Genomic DNA, 18105 nt, shown 5'->3' with positions numbered 1-18105 from the left:
CTATAACAGCACGGATCAGGCTGTGCGGTCCAGCAATTCCGGGTGCGAACGGGCTACCGGCCCGGTTCGCGCCAGCTTTCGAGATCGCTCTTGGTTCCGGACGGGCACCCGTCTTGCCCCGGTTGGCGGGGGAACATCATCAGGCAGCGCTGCGGTCCGCCCCCGCCCACCGCGGTGGTGACGAGCACCGCGATCGACGATCCGTCGGCGACCCGTTTGGTGGAGAAGCCCAATGTGCCGGTGACACCGCGATAGTCGGCCTCGCGCAACTGCACCGCGATCGCCGTCCGGTTCGGCGGCTGGTCGCCGAGCACGCCGCGGCTGGCGCGCACCGCCTGCAGGAACAACCCGCTCACGTCGAAGGCGAGCCCGGTCCTGTCCCCCGCCCAAGTCGGCTGGTACTCGGCCATGTCTGGATAGGCGCGCAGGTCCTCGATGAGACCGGCGAGCTCGGCGCACAACTGTTCGTGTTCGAACGGGACCGGCCGGTCACCGAGTTTGCCGACGCCCTTCACGCAGTCGGCTCCGCCGAGCATCACCGGCGCCGCCTTGGCCACGTAGCGCACCGTCAGGTTGGCCGGAAGGGCGATGGTCGCGCGCGGATCGGTGATCAGCCTCGTCACCGCGTCGTTGCCGAGCAGCGCCGGTCCGTCACCGCTGATACAACCGCGACTGAGGGCCTTGGCGAAGGTCGGGAAGTCGTCGTTGCGGCCCGCGAAGAAGAGCAGTTCGCGCCGGTCGAAGGACGCCGCCTCGCACGGTGCGGGCAGACCGTAGAGCTCCTGCTGCGCGCGCCAGCTCGTACTCCGGTGCGTCACACCGCGTTCGGTGAGCTCCTGCTGAAGGTCCTCGACCAGGGTCGTCACGTACAGGTCGTCGGGTGCCTCGGGGTGGTAGATGGTGACTTTGTCGTAGCGCGGGGTGCCGTCGGCGGCGCGCGCGCCCTGCATGTAGTCGGCGACCAACCGAGCCTGGACCGAATTGCTCGGCGCAGCTTGGAAATACAGCGGTGATGCCTGCTCCAGCCCGTCGGCCGACAGGGTGGTCGCCACCGCGGGCACGCCCAGTTCGCCCAATCGCGTGATGGCCTTGCGGGTTTCGTCGGTGCTGCGGTCGATGCCGACCACACCGAGGACGCTCGGGTCGTCGGCGACGAGCGGACGCAGCCGGTGCTCCACCACCCACCGCGCATGGCGCATATCCGAACCGCCGTTGGCGATGATGATCCGCAGCAACGGCTCGGACTCGTCGGAGGCGAGCAGGGCACGGCGCTGCTGCACCGCGAGCCCGGCCAGTTCTTCCACCTGCGCGTGCGGATAGCGCACATTCGTGTCGACATAACTCAGCCCGGCGAAGTACACCAGCGAGATCAACGGCCGGTTCGGGTTGCTCTCGCGCGCACCGACGGCCGCCTCGTTCAGGCGGAACACCTCGCGCTGCATGGCCGACAGTTCCGGATCGTCGGCAAAGGTCTGGGCGACGTTGTCGCTGTAGCCGACACATTCGCCGTCGACCATGCTGACGCTCACCCCGCCCGTCCACGGCCAGTGCGAGCACGAGGCGCCGCGCAGTGGTGGGAAGTACACCAGCGCGGCGGCCACCGCCAGCACGATCGGGATCAGCACGCACAAGCCGACGAACCAGCTGCGCGAGGCCATCGGCGGGGCGGGCGGTAACGACTGCCCGCGGAAGCGCGGATCACCCACGCGCGGTGTGGAATCCGGCGGTATCAGCGCGCGCAGCGGCAGGAACCAGGCGTCGGCCTGGCGGTGTGTGCGCCTGCTGTCGATCTCCCTGATCCAGGTCTGCAGCGGGTCGGGTGGCTGCGCGGTCGGCTGATCGGCCAGGCTTTCCAGCGTGCGCAGGGTGCGCAGATCGCTGATGTTGGACAGCTCACCCACCTCACGCGTCGGCCCTTCGTCGCGGAAGGCGACGACCACCAGCGGATCGAAAAGGCCGGTCTCGTTGCGGATCTCGTTGATCCAGGTGAGGATGCGCGCACCGTCACCGCCCTCGGTGAGACCACCGAGCAGGGCAACCGGGTAGGCGGTGCGCCGCCAGCTCGACGGCCGCCAGATGCGGCGGCGATACGCGTCGCGCAGGTCTTCCAGGAAGGCGTGGATCAGGAGTTTGGCGACCTGTTCCTCGTTCTCGTCCACCCGGTGCGAGGCGGTGAGCCGGGCGGCGAAACCCAGGAAACTGCCCGACAATTCGGGTGCGAGGTAGCGCTGGTGCAGGAACCAGCGGGTCACCTTCGACATGCCGGGAATGCGTCCCGACACCCACAACCACAGGCGCAGGATCGGCCACAGCGCGAAGATGCCGAAGATCAGCTGGGAGAACATATCGCCCGCGACACCTTCGGCGGTGTCGGAACGACTCGTCGGGCCACCGCTGCGCAGCAGTTTGGGCAGGCGCCTGCGCAGTTCGTCGGGTGCCTCGGATTCGTCGGAGGTGACGCGCTGTCTGGTCAGCCAGTCGGCGGTGCGGTAGTGCGGGAACTTGATGGCGCCCATCGCGGTGTCGTCGGTGGCGAAACCGGCGACCAGTTGCTGGATGATCGGCAGACAGTGGTTCGGGATCTCCTGGTCGTCGGCGTGCGGACCGGCGTTGAACGCGTTGACATCCGGGCTCAGCCGGGTCGGCGGCAGATCGGGAGCGTGCAGGTCGATCCTGGCGCGTGGTGTGGCCCGTCTGCCGCCGGACTCCCCCAGCCAGCTGTAGAGATCGTTGACCAACGCGGTGTGGCCTTGTAAGCCCACCATCTCGACGATCGGGCGCGGCAGCGTACGCCTGCCGTGCACCAGCGTGCGCCACACCCGGGGGCGGGTGTCGGGAATCTCCAGCGCCCGCAGCAGTTCCAGCAGCTTGCCGACATCGTTGGCATCGGGCACGTGCGCAGCCTCCCCGGGTGATCAGCGAACAACGCCGATCACAATCGGCGTGTTCGCCGAACGATACCCCGAACCGCCGACACGCAAACGGTCAAAAACCCAGCTTCCCCAGCTGTTTGGGGTCGCGCTGCCAGTCCTTGGCCACCTTCACGTGCAGATTCAGGTAGATGCGTGTGCCGAGGATGTGCTCGATCTGCTTGCGGGCATTGGTACCGACCTCCTTGAGGCGAGAACCGTTCTTGCCGATGACGATCGCCTTCTGGCTCGGCCGTTCCACATACAGCAGGGCATGCACCTCGAGCATGTCCTCGTTGGCCTCGTAGGGCTCGATCTCCTCGATCACCACGGCCAGCGAATGCGGCAGTTCGTCGCGCACCCCCTCGAGGGCGGCCTCGCGGATCAGCTCGGCCATGAGGGTTTCCTCGGGCTCGTCGGTGATCTCGCCGTCGGGGTAGAACGCCGGTCCCTCGGGCATCTTCGACGCGATCACGTCGATGAGCACCTCGACCTGTTCGCCCTTCACCGCCGAGACCGGAACGACCTCGCTCTCGGGGCCGAGCAGCTTCGACAGCGCCATCAGCTGGTGGGCGATCTCGTCGCGACCCACCTTGTCGATCTTGGTGACCACCCCGATCACGGTGGTCTTGGGCGCCATCTGCTTGATCTGCTCGACGATCCAGCGGTCGCCGGGACCGATCTTCTCGTCGGCCGGGATGCACAGGGCGATCACGTCGACCTCGGAGTAGGTGTCGCGCACCAGATCGTTGAGGCGCTGACCGAGTAGGGTGCGCGGGCGGTGCAGACCGGGGGTGTCGACCAGGATGAGCTGGGCGTGCTCACGGTGCACGATGCCGCGAATGGTGTGCCGGGTGGTCTGCGGGCGCGAGGAGGTGATCGCGATCTTCGACCCGACCATGGCATTGGTCAGCGTCGACTTGCCGGTGTTGGGGCGGCCGACGAAACAGACGAAGCCGGAACGGAATTCGGTGTCAGCCACCGCGCACCTCGCTCAGCACGGCACCCGAACGATCGGTGTGGATCACCGTCGCACCGGGCGACACCTCGTGCATCGCCGCGATGCCCGCGTCCGCTCCACTCGCACCGACCACCACGGCCGCCTCGAAACCCTCGGCGCCACTGGAGATCGCGGCGGCCACCGCGGCCTGCAAGGCGGTCAGGCGAAGGGCGGCGAGGTTCACCTCGCCCGCGGCGTAGGTGCGGCCGTCGGTGTCACGCACCGCCGCGCCGCTCGCGCCACCGGTACGGCCGAGCGCGCCGCGCGCCAGTACCAGCAGTTTGTTGTCCTCTGCGTCGAGTTCACTCATCGGTCTCTCCATTGTCTGCGGGCACCGTCACCGGGTCGGTCTCGGCCTGCGCCTCGTCGGGCTTGCCGTTGCGGGCCTTGTCTGTCTTCTTCTCTTTGTCGGCCGCGCGGCGCACCAGCACGGTGTTCACCCGCATCCGCCCACGCGCGTCGGCGCCACCCTCGCCGCGCAACACCAGGCCGTGCACGGTCACCTTGGAACCCGGCAGCGGGACGCGGCCCAGTTCGTGGGCCAGCAGGCCACCGACGGTGTCGACGTCCTCGTCCTCGATGTCGAGGCCGTACAGCTCACCGAGGTCCTCCACCGACAAACGGGCCGACACGCGGTAGCGGCCCTCACCGAGGTCCTCCACCGGCGGGGTCTCGTCGGTGTCGTACTCGTCGGCGATCTCACCGACGATCTCCTCGAGCACGTCCTCGATGGTGACCAGCCCGGCGATGCCGCCGTATTCGTCGACCAGCAGGGCCATGTGGTTGCGGCGGCGCTGCATCTCGTCGAGCAGCGCGTCGAGCGGTTTGGAATCGGGGATGAACACGGCCGGTCGCATCACCTCGCGCACCGTCACCTTGCGGGCTCGATCGGCATAGGGCACAAGGTCTTTCAGGTAGACCACACCGAGCACGTCGTCGACGTTCTCGCCGATCACCGGGATTCGCGAATGCCCGGAGCGCACCGCGAGCGACATCGCCTGGGCGGCGGTCTTGTCGTTTTCGATCCACACCATCTCGGTGCGCGGCACCATCACCGCACGGGCGGCGGTGTCGCCCAGTTCGAAGACCGACTGGATCATGCGGCGTTCGTCGTCGGCGACCACGCCGCGCTCGCGCGCCATGTCGACCACCTCGCGCAGCTCGATCTCCGACGCGAACGGACCGTTGCGGAACCCCTTACCGGGAGTGATGGCGTTCCCGAGCAGGATGAGCAGCCGGCTCACCGGGCTCAGGACCGCACCGATGATCTGCATCGGGACGGCCGCGGCCAGCGCGATCGAATAGGCGTGCTGGCGGCCGAGGGTGCGCGGGCCGACCCCGATCACCACATACGAGACGACGACCATCGAGGCGGCGGTGACCAGCAGCGCCGTCGTCGGGCTCCACAGCTCCAGCGTCGCGGCGGCCAGCAGTACGGTGGCGCTGATCTCGCACAGAATGCGCAGCAGCACCATCAGATTCACGTAGCGGGGACGGTCGTCGACGATCTTGCGCAAGCGCGCGGCACCGGGCCGTTCCTCGCGCACCATGTCGTCGAGGCGTGCGCGCGAAACGGTGTTGAGCGCCGAGTCGACACCCGCGAACACACCACCCAGGCCGATCAGCCCGATGGCGAGCAGGATCTGCACCATCGAGGTCACGCGGGGCCCAGTGCGTCACCCGGTGCGGTGAACCCTGCCTTACCGAGCAGGCGGGCGTCACGTTCGGCCAGTTCGGCGCGCAGCTGTTCTTCGCGCAGGCTCTGGTACCACTCCTCGAGCAGCTGGGCCTGCAGCGCGAACATCTCCTTCTCCTCCTCCGGCTCGGCGTGGTCGTAGCCGAGCAGGTGGAGCACGCCGTGCACGGTGAGCAGGGCCAGCTCGTGGTCGAGCGAATGACCGGCCTTCTGCGCTTGGCCCATGGCGAATTCCGGGCACAGCACGATGTCGCCGAGCATGGACGGGCCGGGCTCGGGGCTGTCGGGGCGGCCGCCCGGTTCGAGTTCGTCCATCGGGAACGACATCACATCGGTGGGGCCGGGCAGGTCCATCCAGCGCACATGCAGGTCGGCCATGGTGTCGAGATCCACGAGCACCATCGACAGTTCGGCGGCCGGATGCACGTCCATCCGTCCGATCACGAAACGCGCGACGCTGACCAGGTCTTCTTCGGGGATGTCCATACCCGATTCGTTGGCGATCTCGATGCTCACGTGTTCAGGGTACGGGCCGATGGACCGAGTCCTGTGCACCGCCCTACGACGCGACGTCACGAGTACGCCGCGTCGTATCGATGGGCATCGTCGCAGCGTGTGGCTGGTGACTACCGGCGATCTGCCCGGCCCGCCGCCCGGCGCTGGGCCCGGTTGCCCGGGTAGTGCGGGGCGGGAACCGCGCGGGTCTCGGATTCGAAGCGGTCGTAGGCATCGACGATGTCGGAGACCAGCCGGTGCCGCACCACATCGGAACTGGTGAGCTCCGAGAAGTGGATGTCGTCGATATCGGTGAGGATCTCCGAGGCCGCCCGCAGACCCGAACGCTGCCCGTTGGGCAGGTCGACCTGCGAGATGTCGCCGGTGACCACCATCTTCGAGCCGAAGCCGAGACGGGTGAGGAACATCTTCATCTGCTCGGCCGTGGTGTTCTGCGCCTCGTCGAGAATGATGAACGAATCGTTGAGGCTGCGACCACGCATGTACGCCAGCGGCGCGACCTCGATGACACCGGAGGCCAGCAGCTTCGGAATGGCTTCCGGGTCCATCATGTCGTGCAGGGCGTCGTAGAGCGGGCGCAGATACGGGTCGATCTTGTCGTTGAGCGTGCCGGGCAGGAAACCGAGCCGCTCACCGGCCTCGACCGCGGGCCTGGTCAGGATGATGCGGGTGACCTGCTTGGTCTGCAGCGCCTGCACCGCCTTGGCCATCGCCAGATACGTCTTGCCGGTACCGGCCGGGCCGATGCCGAACACGATGGTGTTCACGTCGATCGCGTCGACGTAGCGCTTCTGGTTCAGCGTCTTGGGCCGGATGGTCTTGCCGCGCCGCGACAGGATGTCCAGGCTCAGCACCTCGGCGGGCGATTCGGACACGCCCGCGTCGGTGAGCATGGACACGGTGTGCCGGACCGCTTCGGGGGTGATCACCCGGTTGCGGCCGGTCAACGCGACCAGCTGCTCGACGACCCGCTCGGCCAAGGCCACATCGGCGGCCTTGCCCGTGATGGTGACGGTGCTACCGCGCACGTGGATGTCGGCCGGAAGCAACTGCTCGAGCTGACGGAGGTTCTGGTCGGCCGAGCCGAGGAAGGGGAAAACGGATTCGGGGGCGAGTTCGATGCTGGAACGCACGGTTCGCGCCGCCGGGGATGCTCCGTTGCCGTCGGTGCCGACGCCTGGGACGGGGAGGGTGGGATCGCCGATCTCGCCTGTGTTCTTCAAAAGTGGCTATAGCCTGCTTCCGGTCTCGACCTGGTGTTCGATGAGACCAGTTTACCGCCGCCCACCGACACCGCACAGCAGTTAAAAACCGGGACGTGGTAGAGGACCCATCACTACCCGATCGGGGTACCCCTCCGGGGCGATTTCACGCCCTCTCACCAGCGCTTCGTCAGCGCACCGAGGGCGCCGAGCGCGACCGCGGCGGCGGTGGATGTGCGCAGGACGGTCGGGCCGAGCAGCACGATGTCGGCACCCGCGTCGGCGAGCGCGGTCAGCTCGGCGTCGTCGAGACCGCCTTCCGGGCCGACGATGAGAATCACTTCCTTGCTCTGCGCCAGCGGAAGCTCGGTGAACTTGCCGGTGCCCGACTCGTGCAGGGCGGCGACCACCGCGCCGTCGGCCTTCGCCGCGCGGACCAGCTCGAGCAGGTCGCGGGTGCGGTGCAGGCCGGCGACCTCAGGAATGTAGGCGCGACGCGACTGCCGGGCCGCCGATTTCGCCGCCGCCCGCCACTTCTCGATGCCCTTGGCGGCCTTGGCCTCCCAGTTGGCGACGCAGCGCGCGGCCTGCCAGGGCACGATCAGGTCGGCGCCCGCCTCGGTCATCAGCTCGACGGCCAGCTCGGAACGATCCGACTTCGGCAGTGCCTGCACCACGGTGACCTGCGGGTTGACCGGTTCGGCCAGCCTGCGGTCGCGAACCGTGAGCTCGAGGCGGTCCTTGGCCGCCGCGATCACCTCGGAGTCGGCGAGCACACCGTGTCCGTCGGACAGGGTGATCAGCTCGCCCACCCGGGTCCGGCGCACCGTCGCGGCGTGTCTGCCCTCCGGGCCGTCGAGCACCGCGACAGCGCCCGGCTCCGGGATGTCGTCGAGATAGAAGACCGTGGCGGCCATCGCCGGTCAGCGACCGCTGAACGACGCGCGCAGCCGGGCGAACAGGCCGCTGTTGTGCTCGGACTGCGACGACATCACCTCGGCGCGATCCTTGTCACGCATGCCCTTGAACTTGCGAAGCAGTTCGGTCTGTTTGCCGTCGAGTTTGGTCGGCACCACGATGTCGAGGTGGGCCAGCAGGTCGCCGCGCGCACCGGAACGCAATCGGGGCATGCCGTGTCCGCGCAGGTGGATGACCTCGCCTGGCTGGGTGCCCGGGGCGATGGTGAGCTCGGTGGGCCCGTCGAGGATGGTGTCGACGACCACGGTGGTGCCGAGGATCGCGTCGACCATCGGGACCCGGACGGTGCAGTGCAGGTCGTCGCCGTCGCGGACGAACGTGTCGTGCGGCTGCTCGACGACCTCGACGTACAGGTCGCCCGCATGGCCACCGCCGGGGCCGACCTCGCCTTGGGCGGCCAGGCGCACCCGCATGCCGTTGGCGACACCGGCCGGGATCGGCGCGGCGATCTCGCGGCGCGCACGCACGCGACCGTCGCCACCACACTTGGTGCAGGGGTCGGGGATGACCTCGCCCGCACCACGACAGGTCGGGCAGGGGCGCGAGGTGAGTACCTGGCCGAGGAACGAGCGCTGCACCGACTGCACTTCGCCCGCGCCGCCACAGGTTTCGCAGCGCACCGGCTTGGAGTTGCCGTTGGTGCCCGCGCCGTGGCAGAGGTCGCAGAGGATGGCGGTGTCGACGGTGAGGTGCTTGGTGACGCCCACCGCACACTCGGCCAGGCTCAGCCGGGTGCGGATCAGCGAGTCGGCGCCGGGCTGCACGCGGCCGCGCGGCTTGCGCGCACCGCCGCCCTGGCCGCTCATCCCGCCGAAGAACGCCTCGAACACATCACCGAGACCGCCGAACCCGGCACCGCTGAATCCCGCACCGCCGCCGCCGTTTTCGAGCGGGTCACCGCCGAGGTCGACGATCCGGCGCTTCTCCGGGTCGGTCAGCACCTCGTAGGCGGTGGAGACTTCCTTGAACTTGGCCTGCGCGGCCTCGTCCGGGTTCACGTCGGGGTGCAGTTCGCGGGCCAGTTTGCGGTACGCGCGCTTGAGCTCCTGGTCGGTGGCATTCTTGCCGACGCCGAGCAGTCCGTAGTAATCCCGTGCCACTTGAGTTCTCTAGTCCTTGGTCGCTGTGGTCCAGCCGAACGCCGGGCGCATCCTTTAGTCTGTTCGACTCAACTTTACCCCGGTCGAAGTACCGACCATAACAGTGCCCGCACGGTCGCCGCCGACCCGGCGGTCACCTTTCGGCCAGGACCTCGCCGATATAGCGGGCAACGGTCGCCACCGACGCCATGGTGCCGGGATAGTCCATCCGGGTCGGGCCGAGCACGCCCATACCGCCCAGCACCGCGCCCGCCGCGCCGTACCCGGTGGACACCACGGAGGTGCCGCGCATCTGCTCGACCTGGGTCTCCTCGCCGATCTGCACGGTCACCTGACCCGGCTGCTGGGCGGCGGCCAGCAGCTTCAGCACGATGACCTGCTCCTCGAGCGCCTCGAGCACGGTGCGCAGCGAGCCGGGGAAACCGAAGTCGGCGACATTGCGGGTGAGGTTGGCGGTGCCGCCGAGCACCAAACGCTCCTCCGGGTGCTCGACCAGGGTTTCCACCAGCACGGTCGACACCCGGACCAGCACATCGCGGATCTTGGCCGGCGCGCGCTCGGGCAGTCCGGCCACCGACGCACTGGCCACCGAGAGCAGTTTGCCGTCCATCGCGCCGCCGAGCAGGCCGCGCACGGCGGCGAGGTCGTCCTCGGAGATCACCGCGCCCAGGTCGACGATGCGCTGATCGACGCGGCCGGTGTCGGTGATGACGACCAATAACAGGCGGGCCGGATTGAGCGCGACGACCTCGATGTGGCGCACGGTCGATGCCGACACCGTCGGGTACTGCACCACGGCGACCTGACGGGTGAGCTGGGCCAGCAGCCGCACCCCTCGACGCAACACGTCGTCGAGGTCGACACCGGATTCGAGGAATTCCATGATCGCGCGGCGTTCGGCGCCCGAGAGCGGCTTCACCTCGGCGATCCGGTCGACGAATTCGCGGTATCCCTTGTCGGTCGGCACGCGCCCGGAACTCGTGTGCGGCTGGGTGATGTAGCCCTCCGCCTCCAGCACGGCCATGTCGTTGCGGACCGTGGCGCTGGACACTCCGAGATTGTGCCGTTCGACCAGCGACTTCGAGCCGATCGGTTCCTTGGTGGCGACGTAGTCCGCGACGATCGCTCGCAGGACCTCGAATCGCCGATCTTCGGTGCTCGAAGCCATCGACCCCACCTCCTCGCTCGTGCCGGGTACGTCGTCGGCCCGCGTTGTCGTAGTGCTGGGGCACAGACTCGCACGCGGGCGCTCGGGGCGTCTTGCAGTCCAGTCTAAATTGTCTCGTTCTCCGGTGAGTTCTCCACAGGGCGGAGTTATCCACAGGGTGAGGATCGGGGCTTGTCGCGTTATCGCGCCCAGCGTACGTTCGGTCGTGAATCAGGCGCTTTACCAGCGCTTTTCCGGGGCGGGAGGGGTTTGCGATGCGATTCGATGACGAGTGGGGCGCGGGTGACTCCGCGGTCGTGGTGCGTCCGGAGGAATTCGCCGGGATCGATCGGGCGTGTGTGATGTTTCTCGAGGTAGTCGAGAGCGTCGCGCTGCTCGCCGGGCAGATCTCTTCGCAGACGCACTGGGGTCTGGGGGAAGGTGACAGGCGGCTGATCTCCGGGCCCGCGCTGGTCGGCCGGTTCCGGGAGACGGCGGAGGCGGTGGGTGCCGCGATGGAGACGCACCGCCGGATCGTCGGTGATATCCGCGAGGCGCATCGGATCGCGCGCGACCGGCTCGTGGCGGTCGACGAAGAGTGGGCGCTGCGCTCGGCCGACGTGGAAGCCGCACTGGGGACGCGTGATCCGTTCGCGGTCGGTGCCCGATGATGCCGAGCGGTGGTGAGAACGTCCGCCACTGGCGGCATCGAGAGATCACCGAGGCGTTGTCATCCCTCGATGTCACCGATGCCGTCGCACAAGCGGACGCGTTCCAGCAGTTGGCGCGGTGTTGGGAAGAGGGGCTGGATGCCTTCGATCACGCGATCAGCGTGAGGCTGCCTGCGGCCTGGTCGGGTGTCGGGGCGCAGGCCGCGATGTCCTCCCTCCGGCGATATCTCGATCAGGCACGGGAACTCGCCTCCGCTGTCCATGCCATCCCCGCTCTGGTCCAAGCGGCGGCCGACGCGGTAGTCGCGACCAAGTACGCGCTTCCCGAGCTCGTCGAGGAGTCCGCTGTGCCGGTGTGGTCCGCTGATCCGGGTCGTATGCGGGAGGTGGGCATCCGGGAAGAAGAGGCGAGAGCAGCCATGCGTGATCGCTACATCCGGCCTTTCGGCGAGATCTTCAGCCGAATCCCTTTGATACCGCAGCCAATTCCTCCCTACACAACTGCTGGGAACGGCGACCCTCTCGGTAATGACCTGTCCGCGTCCTTGCTGGTCGACGCAGTCCCGGGCGCCGAGCACTACCGACCCATCGGGACCGATCGCGCCATGGACGCGAACGTGCAGCGAACATGCGACGAATCACGCGGGCCCGCAGTGTCTTCGGGCCCTGATGTGGATCGGTCTGTCGTTAGCGGCGCGGCGCCAAGCTCTCTCGCCGGTCTGCCGGGTACTGACCCAAGACGATTCGACGCGAAGCTCGACAGCGCGAGCGGAGCTGTGACGGGTATCCGCATCGGAGCTGGTGGCGAAGGAACAGCAGGCGCACCGGATGTCGGCGTGGCGGCGGTCGATGGGAGGCGCGGTGAATCCCCGGGGTCGAACGCTGATCGGCTACAACAATCCGACGATGCCGAGCGGGGACGTCACCGCAGCGAGGGCGATGTGGCGAGTGCTCGCGGCGCGGAGACGGCTGGGCCGTCGAGAGGACCGGCAGTGTCGAGTGCGGGATTTCGAGGGGAGGCGAGGACTGGGAGCGCAACAACTTCGGGTGCGGTAGCGAGAACGGCCGCCGGAGAGGGTGGCACGCAACGGGTCGACAGGGCACTGGCAACTCGGTCGGGTGGTGGCGGGCCTACGGGAAGCAGCGGCAACCACCACGGCGGTGGCCCGAACTCGAGCAGCGGGCAACGCGATGCAGGCCAGGCGAACACAGCGACTGACAGCCCCGGTGCGGCGGCCCGCCACACGTTCGCAGACCGCATCGCGCTCGCAAATATGGCGTTCTCCGCAAACGATGCTCCGGTAGGCAATGCAGTCACCGCAGACAACGCCCCGGCAGACAACGCACTCCGGACGAACAACGCCCCAACGGGCAACCTACTAGCGGCGGATAAGGCCCTGGGAGGAAATGCGCCGACGGCGGGCGATGCGGGAGTCGAGACGAGGGCGTCCGGCGCGGGGCAGGGACAGGTGGCCGCGCGGTGGTTCCACTGCGTCGCACTGGCGCCGGGTGTGCCTGGCGCAGAGCAGGAGGAGCACGCTCGCGGGGTGCCGGAGTATTTGACTACCTCGGCCAATACCGAGGTATTGCTCGGTCGACCGGCGCCGACCATTACCGATGGGGTGATCGGTGGGATGCGGGGTGACGGGCACGGGTCCACGGCGCGGGGGTGTTGATGTCCGCGGATCGAGGGGTCGGGTCACGGTCGCCCGGGGCGGGCGACCGTGAGCCGATCAGATGCGGCGGGCGGCGCCGACGCGGGCGGGTGAGTGGGCGGCGCCCACCTCTTTGCCCGCGAGAGCATCCAGGCCGAGCATGGCCAACAGTGACACGCAATCTTCGGCATCGTTGGAATGCGAAGCGACCGTCCGCGCGGCGACCGCGCACTGACGAGCGTTCTCCGCCTTCTCAGCAGAGCGCGCTTCAGCGAACTCGCTCTGCTCGTGGACGAGGGTGATGTGCCGTTCGGTGGACATATAGCTCCCTAGGTTTCGACCCGAAGCCTACGCCCTCAATCGTTATCTTCGGCCCCGAACCCACCGAAGAATCGCTTCGGATACCCCGGTGGCCTGCCCTCGCCGGAGGGTGTGCATCAGACCACATCATCCCGATGACCGGGGGATCGCCGAAGCCGCGGTGAGCTCGACCACGCCCCGAAGAAGACGTCACGAAACGGCATCGCGTGCCGCGCGTTGCAACCGCAACTGTCCGATCTCGGCCACGTTTTTCATCAGTTCGGCATCGACCCAGCCGACCAGATGCGCGACGGTCAGGCCGGCGTCGGCAGGCCATGGATAACCGGAGGGGAGGTCGAAGTCTGCGTCGTCGAGTTCGCTCAGCGTGTCGAGCCACTCCTGCCGTAGGCGGCGGAGCCACTCGATGGTGCTGTCGCCGGGTCCCGGCCAGGCGATATCCATCCGCTCACGTGGCACTCGCTGCCGCAGATGATCGATGGCCACGCTCCACCACCACCCGATGTGCCAGGTGAGCCAACCCATCGTCGGTACCGGAATCGGATCGGGCTCGGTATCCGCCCAGTCCGCGATCCACCCGCCCGCGGGAGCTTCGCGCATCGTCCAGCACAGCGCGCTCGGCTCCCACAGGAAGTCCTCCTCGTGCAGCCGCTCGAGGTGGTACTCGAACAACGACCAGACGAGATCGAACTGCCACCGCAGCAACTCACTTCGTGACGTGGACACGGGCGGGATCGTGCCACGACACCCGCGAACGAGCGAACGAATTCTCGGCGAAAAGGGCGTTGATGGCGCTCAGCCGAGGAGATCGCGGACGATGCCGTCGGCCAGCAGCCGTCCACGATCGGTGAGGACCAGGTTGTCGCCGACGACCTGGGCCAAGCCGTCGGCGAGAACACGGTCGAGGGCAGGCCGGGCGGAGGGGGCGAGGTCGGCGAGGGGAAGGCCGGTGCGCAGGCGAACGGTGAGCATGAGGTGTTCGGTGTAGCGCTCGTCGTCGGTGAGGACTTCCCAGCCCGCGGCGGGCAGACCGCCGAGGGCGACACGGTCGGCGTAGCGGGCGGGGTGCTTCACGTTCCACCAGCGCACCCCACCCACGTGACTGTGCGCGCCGGGACCCGCACCGAGCCAGTCACCACCGGCCCAGTAGCCGAGGTTGTGCCGGCACCGCGCGGAATCGTTCGCGGCCCAATTGGAGACCTCGTACCAGCCGAGACCGGCCTCGGCCAGGCGGGCATCGATGCGCTCGTAGCGGGCGGCGAGCACATCGTCGTCGGGTGCGGGCAGTTCACCACGACGGACCTTGCGCGCCAGCGCGGTTCCGTCTTCGACGATCAGGGAGTAGGCGGACACATGATCCACACCGGCGGCCAGCACCGCGTCCAGGCTCGCGTCCAGATCGGCGTCGGTCTCACCGGGTGTGCCGTAGATGAGGTCGAGATTCACGTGCGCGAATCCGGCGGCGCGCGCTTCCTTCGCCGCGGCCACCGCCCGGCCCGGCGTGTGGGTGCGGTCGAGCACCTTCAGAACGTGCGCCGCGGCCGACTGCATGCCGAGCGAGATCCGGGTGTACCCGGCCGCGCGGAGGCGGTCGAAGAACTCCGGCGAAGTCGATTCCGGGTTGGATTCGGTCGTCACTTCGGCATCGGTGGCGAGGGTGAAGTTCGCGCGCACCGCGTCGAGCACCGAGGCGAGCCCGTCGCCGCCGAGCAGCGACGGTGTCCCGCCGCCGACGAAGATCGTCGAGACCTCGGGGGTCGCGCTCGGCAGCGCACCGAACTCGGTCGCCGCGGTGGCGAGCTCGCCGCGCAACGCCTCGAGCCACGATTGCGGCGACGCCGAGGTGCCGAGCTCTCCCGCCGTGTAGGTGTTGAAGTCGCAATACCCGCAGCGTGTGGCACAGAAGGGCACATGCACGTACACGCCGAACGCGCCGCCCCCGAAATCGCGCAGCACCGGCCGCTCGGCGTCGGCCGGTGTCGCCCCGGGAGCCACGGGAGTTGCGCTGATATTCACCCCTACAGTCTGCCGGGCCTCGGCGAACTGCCGCGTCCGGCCCCGGCACCGGTCGTCGCGCCCGCGCGTCGCCACGCGGGACCCAACTGGACTCGGCACCGCGCGGGCCGCTCGACCGACCGAGCCGGCGACCCGTGGCCCAGCTATGCGCATGCCGCCGGAAAGCCCGAACCCCGCCCGGACGCCGGTCCCGGTGACGGTCCCGGCGACGGGCAGTGCACGAAGGCGGGGCGGTCAGTCCACCACGGGGGTGTTCTGGTTGGCCGTGAGCACCCAGTCGCCGTCCTCCTTGGTCATCACGTACATGGGTGTGCCCTGCCCCGACAGCTCGCCGTCCAGCGTGAAGTAGCTCTGCCGGATCTTCACCGCGGCCACGTCGGGCCGCAGGAACAGCACGTGCTCGATCTCGTAGGTCGCCTTGCCATGGGTGGTCGCGCCGGGCAGCACCTGGGCGGTGAACTCGGCGATGGCCGCGCGGCCGAACAGCCGCTTGCCGTGTCCCGTGGTCCAGATCGCGTCCTCGCGGAAGACGGAGACGAATTCGTCGATCAGTTCGTTGTCCTGCGCGTGCGCGATGGTCTCGACGACGGCGCGAACGGCCGCGAGTTCGGTGTCGAGATCGGCGGGAATCCGGCCCGCTACGGTGACGTCGTTGCTCATGCGGTCACTGTGCGCCCTCAACGGCGGTTGAGGTCAACCGTTGTGGCGCCTGACACACCTATGCCATCGGGCGAATCGCCGGTAACTTCCCGCGCCCGAAGTATGACCCCTGTCACAGAACGGTACGGTCGTCCAGGGGATTTCCCTCAAAAGTGCGGGAAATATCTCCTTGCGGTCGGAACGACCCCCCTGACATGGCACAATAGGCGCATGCACGCAACTGGAGTACGACTCGTGGCCCGTCGCCACGTCGACTTCCAGCGTGTCTGCAGCGCCTGTTGTCGGCCCGGTTTCCACCGGTAGCGCAGCGGCGTCCGCCCGGGAATCTCCCGGTGCCTTCGACTTTCATCGGCCCGCTGACCACCTGACGCGAGCCAGCCCCTCGCGCCTTCAGCACGGATGTTCACCCACCCCCGCAGGAGCGACCCCACATGACGTCGAGCACCGACGCCGGTTCGACCGAACAGTCGACGGCGCAGGCCCGTCCCGAGCGCCCGGTCACCGAGCGCCGCGTCCGGCCCGACCGTCCGCGCCCCGAAGGCGCGGTCGCGCCGCGCGAGCGCACCGGCAAGCCGGTCCGCCGCCGCTCCGAAGGCCAGTGGGCCCTCGGTTACCGCGAACCGCTCAACCCGAACGAGCAGTCCAAGAAGGACGACAATCCGCTCAATGTGCGGGCCAGGATCGAGAACATCTACGCCAAGGGCGGCTTCGACTCGATCGACAAAGCCGACCTGCGTGGCCGTTTCCGCTGGTGGGGTCTCTACACCCAGCGTGAAGAGGGCTACGACGGCACCTGGACCGACGACGACAACATCGACCTGCTCGAAGCCAAGTACTTCATGATGCGGGTGCGCTGCGACGGTGGCGCGCTCAATGCCGCCCAGCTGCGCACCATCGGCCAGATCTCCACCGAGTTCGGTCGCGACACCGCCGACCTGTCGGACCGCGAGAACGTCCAGTACCACTGGATCGAGGTCGAGAACGTCCCGGAGATCTGGCGTCGGCTGGAATCGGTCGGCTTGCACACCACCGAGGCGTGCGGCGACTGCCCGCGCGTGATCCTCGGTTCGCCGCTGGCCGGTGAGTCGCTCGACGAGATCATCGACCCGACGCCAGCGATCGACGAGATCGTCAAGCGCTACATCGGGAAGAAGGAGTACTCCAACCTCCCCCGCAAGTTCAAGACCGCGATCTCGGGTCAGCAGGACGTGGTGCACGAGATCAACGACGTCGCGTTCGTCGGTGTGAACCACCCCGAGCACGGGCCCGGCCTGGACCTGTGGGTCGGCGGCGGTCTGTCGACCAACCCGATGCTGGCCAAGCGGGTCGGCGCGTGGGTGCCGCTCGACGAGGTCCCCGACGTCTGGGAAGCCGTGGTGTCGCTGTTCCGCGACTACGGTTACCGCCGCCTGCGCACCAAGGCGCGCCTGAAGTTCCTGATCAAGGATTGGGGCATCGAGAAGTTCCGCCAGGTCCTCGAGGACGAGTACCTGAAGCGCAAGCTGATCGACGGTCCCGCCCCGGAGCAGCCGGCCAAGCCGATCGACCACGTGGGCGTGCAGAAGCTGCGCAACGGCCTCAATGCCGTCGGCTTCTCCCCCATCGCCGGTCGGGTCTCGGGCACCATCCTGAGCAAGGTCGCCGACGCCGCCGAGAAGTACGGCTCGGACCGCATCCGGTTCACCCCGTACCAGAAGCTGATCGTCCTCGACATCGCCGACGACCAGGTCGACGCCCTGATCGACGAACTGGAACCGCTCGGCCTGCAGGCACGTCCATCGGTCTGGCGGCGAAACCTGCTCGCGTGCAGCGGCATCGAGTTCTGCAAGCTGTCGTTCGTCGAGACCCGCAAGCGCTCCCAGGTGCTCGCCCCCGAGCTCGAGCAGCGCCTGGCCGACATCAACGCGCAGCTCGACGTGCCGATCACCATCAACATCAACGGCTGCCCGAACTCCTGCGGCCGGTCCCAGATCGCCGATATCGGCTTCAAGGGTCAGCTCGTCGACGACGGCAACGGGAATCAGGTCGAGGGCTTCCAGGTTCACCTGGGTGGCAGCCTCGGCCTGGACAGCGGGTTCGGCCGCAAGCTGCGTCAGCACAAGGTGACCAGTGTCGAGCTCGGCGACTACATCGAGCGAGTCGTGCGCAACTTCGTCAAGAACCGCGAAGACGGTGAACGCTTCGCGGTGTGGGCGGTTCGCGCCGACGAGGCCGACCTCCGTTAGTGGATGAGGAGA

Annotated in this window: 15 protein-coding genes; 2 read left to right on the top strand and 13 right to left on the bottom strand. The window is 68.1% G+C overall.

Annotation, left to right across the window (positions count from 1 at the left end; all coding sequences use genetic code 11):
- Positions 1 to 53: 53 nt before the first annotated feature.
- The 9 genes from AB0I35_RS22625 to hrcA all read right to left on the bottom strand — a co-directional run bounded on the left by AB0I35_RS22625 (position 54) and on the right by hrcA (position 10569).
- On the bottom strand, positions 54 to 2894 hold the full coding sequence (locus AB0I35_RS22625; RefSeq protein WP_357398152.1) for an ABC transporter substrate-binding protein: 2841 nt from the start codon (positions 2892 to 2894) through the stop codon (positions 54 to 56).
- 91 nt (positions 2895 to 2985) lie between these two features.
- The gene (gene era, locus AB0I35_RS22620; RefSeq protein WP_181698384.1) at positions 2986 to 3891 is read right to left on the bottom strand and encodes a GTPase Era; all 906 of its coding nucleotides are present in this window, start codon (positions 3889 to 3891) and stop codon (positions 2986 to 2988) included.
- Positions 3884 to 4219: a cytidine deaminase gene (locus AB0I35_RS22615; RefSeq protein ID WP_357398151.1), complete on the bottom strand. Its 336-nt coding sequence runs from the start codon at positions 4217 to 4219 to the stop codon at positions 3884 to 3886. Before AB0I35_RS22615 ends, era begins: the two co-directional genes overlap by 8 nt.
- Positions 4212 to 5561, bottom strand: a complete 1350-nt coding sequence (locus AB0I35_RS22610; protein WP_357398378.1) for a hemolysin family protein — start codon at positions 5559 to 5561, stop codon at positions 4212 to 4214. The genes AB0I35_RS22615 and AB0I35_RS22610 overlap by 8 nt, the downstream gene beginning before the upstream one ends.
- A 5-nt stretch (positions 5562 to 5566) precedes the next feature.
- A complete protein-coding gene (gene ybeY / locus AB0I35_RS22605; protein ID WP_067486705.1) occupies positions 5567 to 6121 on the bottom strand; it encodes an rRNA maturation RNase YbeY in 555 nt (184 codons plus the stop codon).
- Positions 6122 to 6231: 110 nt separating this feature from the next.
- Positions 6232 to 7326 carry a PhoH family protein gene (locus AB0I35_RS22600; RefSeq protein WP_067487115.1) on the bottom strand — a complete coding sequence of 365 codons (1095 nt, stop codon included), beginning with the start codon at positions 7324 to 7326 and terminating at the stop codon, positions 6232 to 6234.
- A gap of 173 nt (positions 7327 to 7499) precedes the next feature.
- Positions 7500 to 8240: a 16S rRNA (uracil(1498)-N(3))-methyltransferase gene (locus AB0I35_RS22595; RefSeq protein ID WP_357398149.1), complete on the bottom strand. Its 741-nt coding sequence runs from the start codon at positions 8238 to 8240 to the stop codon at positions 7500 to 7502.
- Positions 8241 to 8246: 6 nt separating this feature from the next.
- The gene (gene dnaJ, locus AB0I35_RS22590; protein ID WP_067486699.1) at positions 8247 to 9401 is read right to left on the bottom strand and encodes a molecular chaperone DnaJ; all 1155 of its coding nucleotides are present in this window, start codon (positions 9399 to 9401) and stop codon (positions 8247 to 8249) included.
- Between the two features lie 133 nt (positions 9402 to 9534).
- Complete coding sequence (hrcA, locus tag AB0I35_RS22585; RefSeq protein WP_067486696.1) at positions 9535 to 10569, bottom strand: heat-inducible transcriptional repressor HrcA; 1035 nt, start codon at positions 10567 to 10569, stop codon at positions 9535 to 9537.
- 254 nt (positions 10570 to 10823) lie between these two features.
- Here hrcA and AB0I35_RS22580 point away from each other — a divergent pair, with 254 nt between their 5' ends.
- Positions 10824 to 11219 carry a hypothetical protein gene (locus AB0I35_RS22580; protein WP_357398148.1) on the top strand — a complete coding sequence of 132 codons (396 nt, stop codon included), beginning with the start codon at positions 10824 to 10826 and terminating at the stop codon, positions 11217 to 11219.
- Positions 11220 to 12952: 1733 nt separating this feature from the next.
- On the opposite strand, the gene AB0I35_RS22575 is transcribed toward AB0I35_RS22580, so the two are convergent.
- The 4 genes from AB0I35_RS22575 to AB0I35_RS22560 form a co-directional block, all read right to left on the bottom strand.
- The gene (locus tag AB0I35_RS22575) at positions 12953 to 13195 is read right to left on the bottom strand and encodes a hypothetical protein (protein ID WP_067486687.1); all 243 of its coding nucleotides are present in this window, start codon (positions 13193 to 13195) and stop codon (positions 12953 to 12955) included.
- 189 nt (positions 13196 to 13384) lie between these two features.
- Positions 13385 to 13918, bottom strand: coding sequence for a DinB family protein (locus tag AB0I35_RS22570; protein WP_357398147.1), 534 nt, complete (start codon positions 13916 to 13918; stop codon positions 13385 to 13387).
- Between the two features lie 69 nt (positions 13919 to 13987).
- The gene (gene hemW, locus AB0I35_RS22565; RefSeq protein WP_357398376.1) at positions 13988 to 15148 is read right to left on the bottom strand and encodes a radical SAM family heme chaperone HemW; all 1161 of its coding nucleotides are present in this window, start codon (positions 15146 to 15148) and stop codon (positions 13988 to 13990) included.
- A gap of 294 nt (positions 15149 to 15442) precedes the next feature.
- Positions 15443 to 15868: an SgcJ/EcaC family oxidoreductase gene (locus AB0I35_RS22560; RefSeq protein ID WP_357398146.1), complete on the bottom strand. Its 426-nt coding sequence runs from the start codon at positions 15866 to 15868 to the stop codon at positions 15443 to 15445.
- 431 nt (positions 15869 to 16299) lie between these two features.
- Here AB0I35_RS22560 and AB0I35_RS22555 point away from each other — a divergent pair, with 431 nt between their 5' ends.
- Positions 16300 to 18093, top strand: coding sequence for a nitrite/sulfite reductase (locus AB0I35_RS22555; RefSeq protein WP_357150011.1), 1794 nt, complete (start codon positions 16300 to 16302; stop codon positions 18091 to 18093).
- The last annotated feature ends 12 nt before the right edge of the window (positions 18094 to 18105 follow it).

Source organism: Nocardia sp. NPDC050378, from assembly GCF_040655675.1.
Classification (GTDB): Bacteria; Actinomycetota; Actinomycetes; order Mycobacteriales; family Mycobacteriaceae; genus Nocardia; species Nocardia coubleae.
Note: the sequence above shows the minus strand (reverse complement) of the source record. Positions and strands in the feature narration are given on the sequence as shown.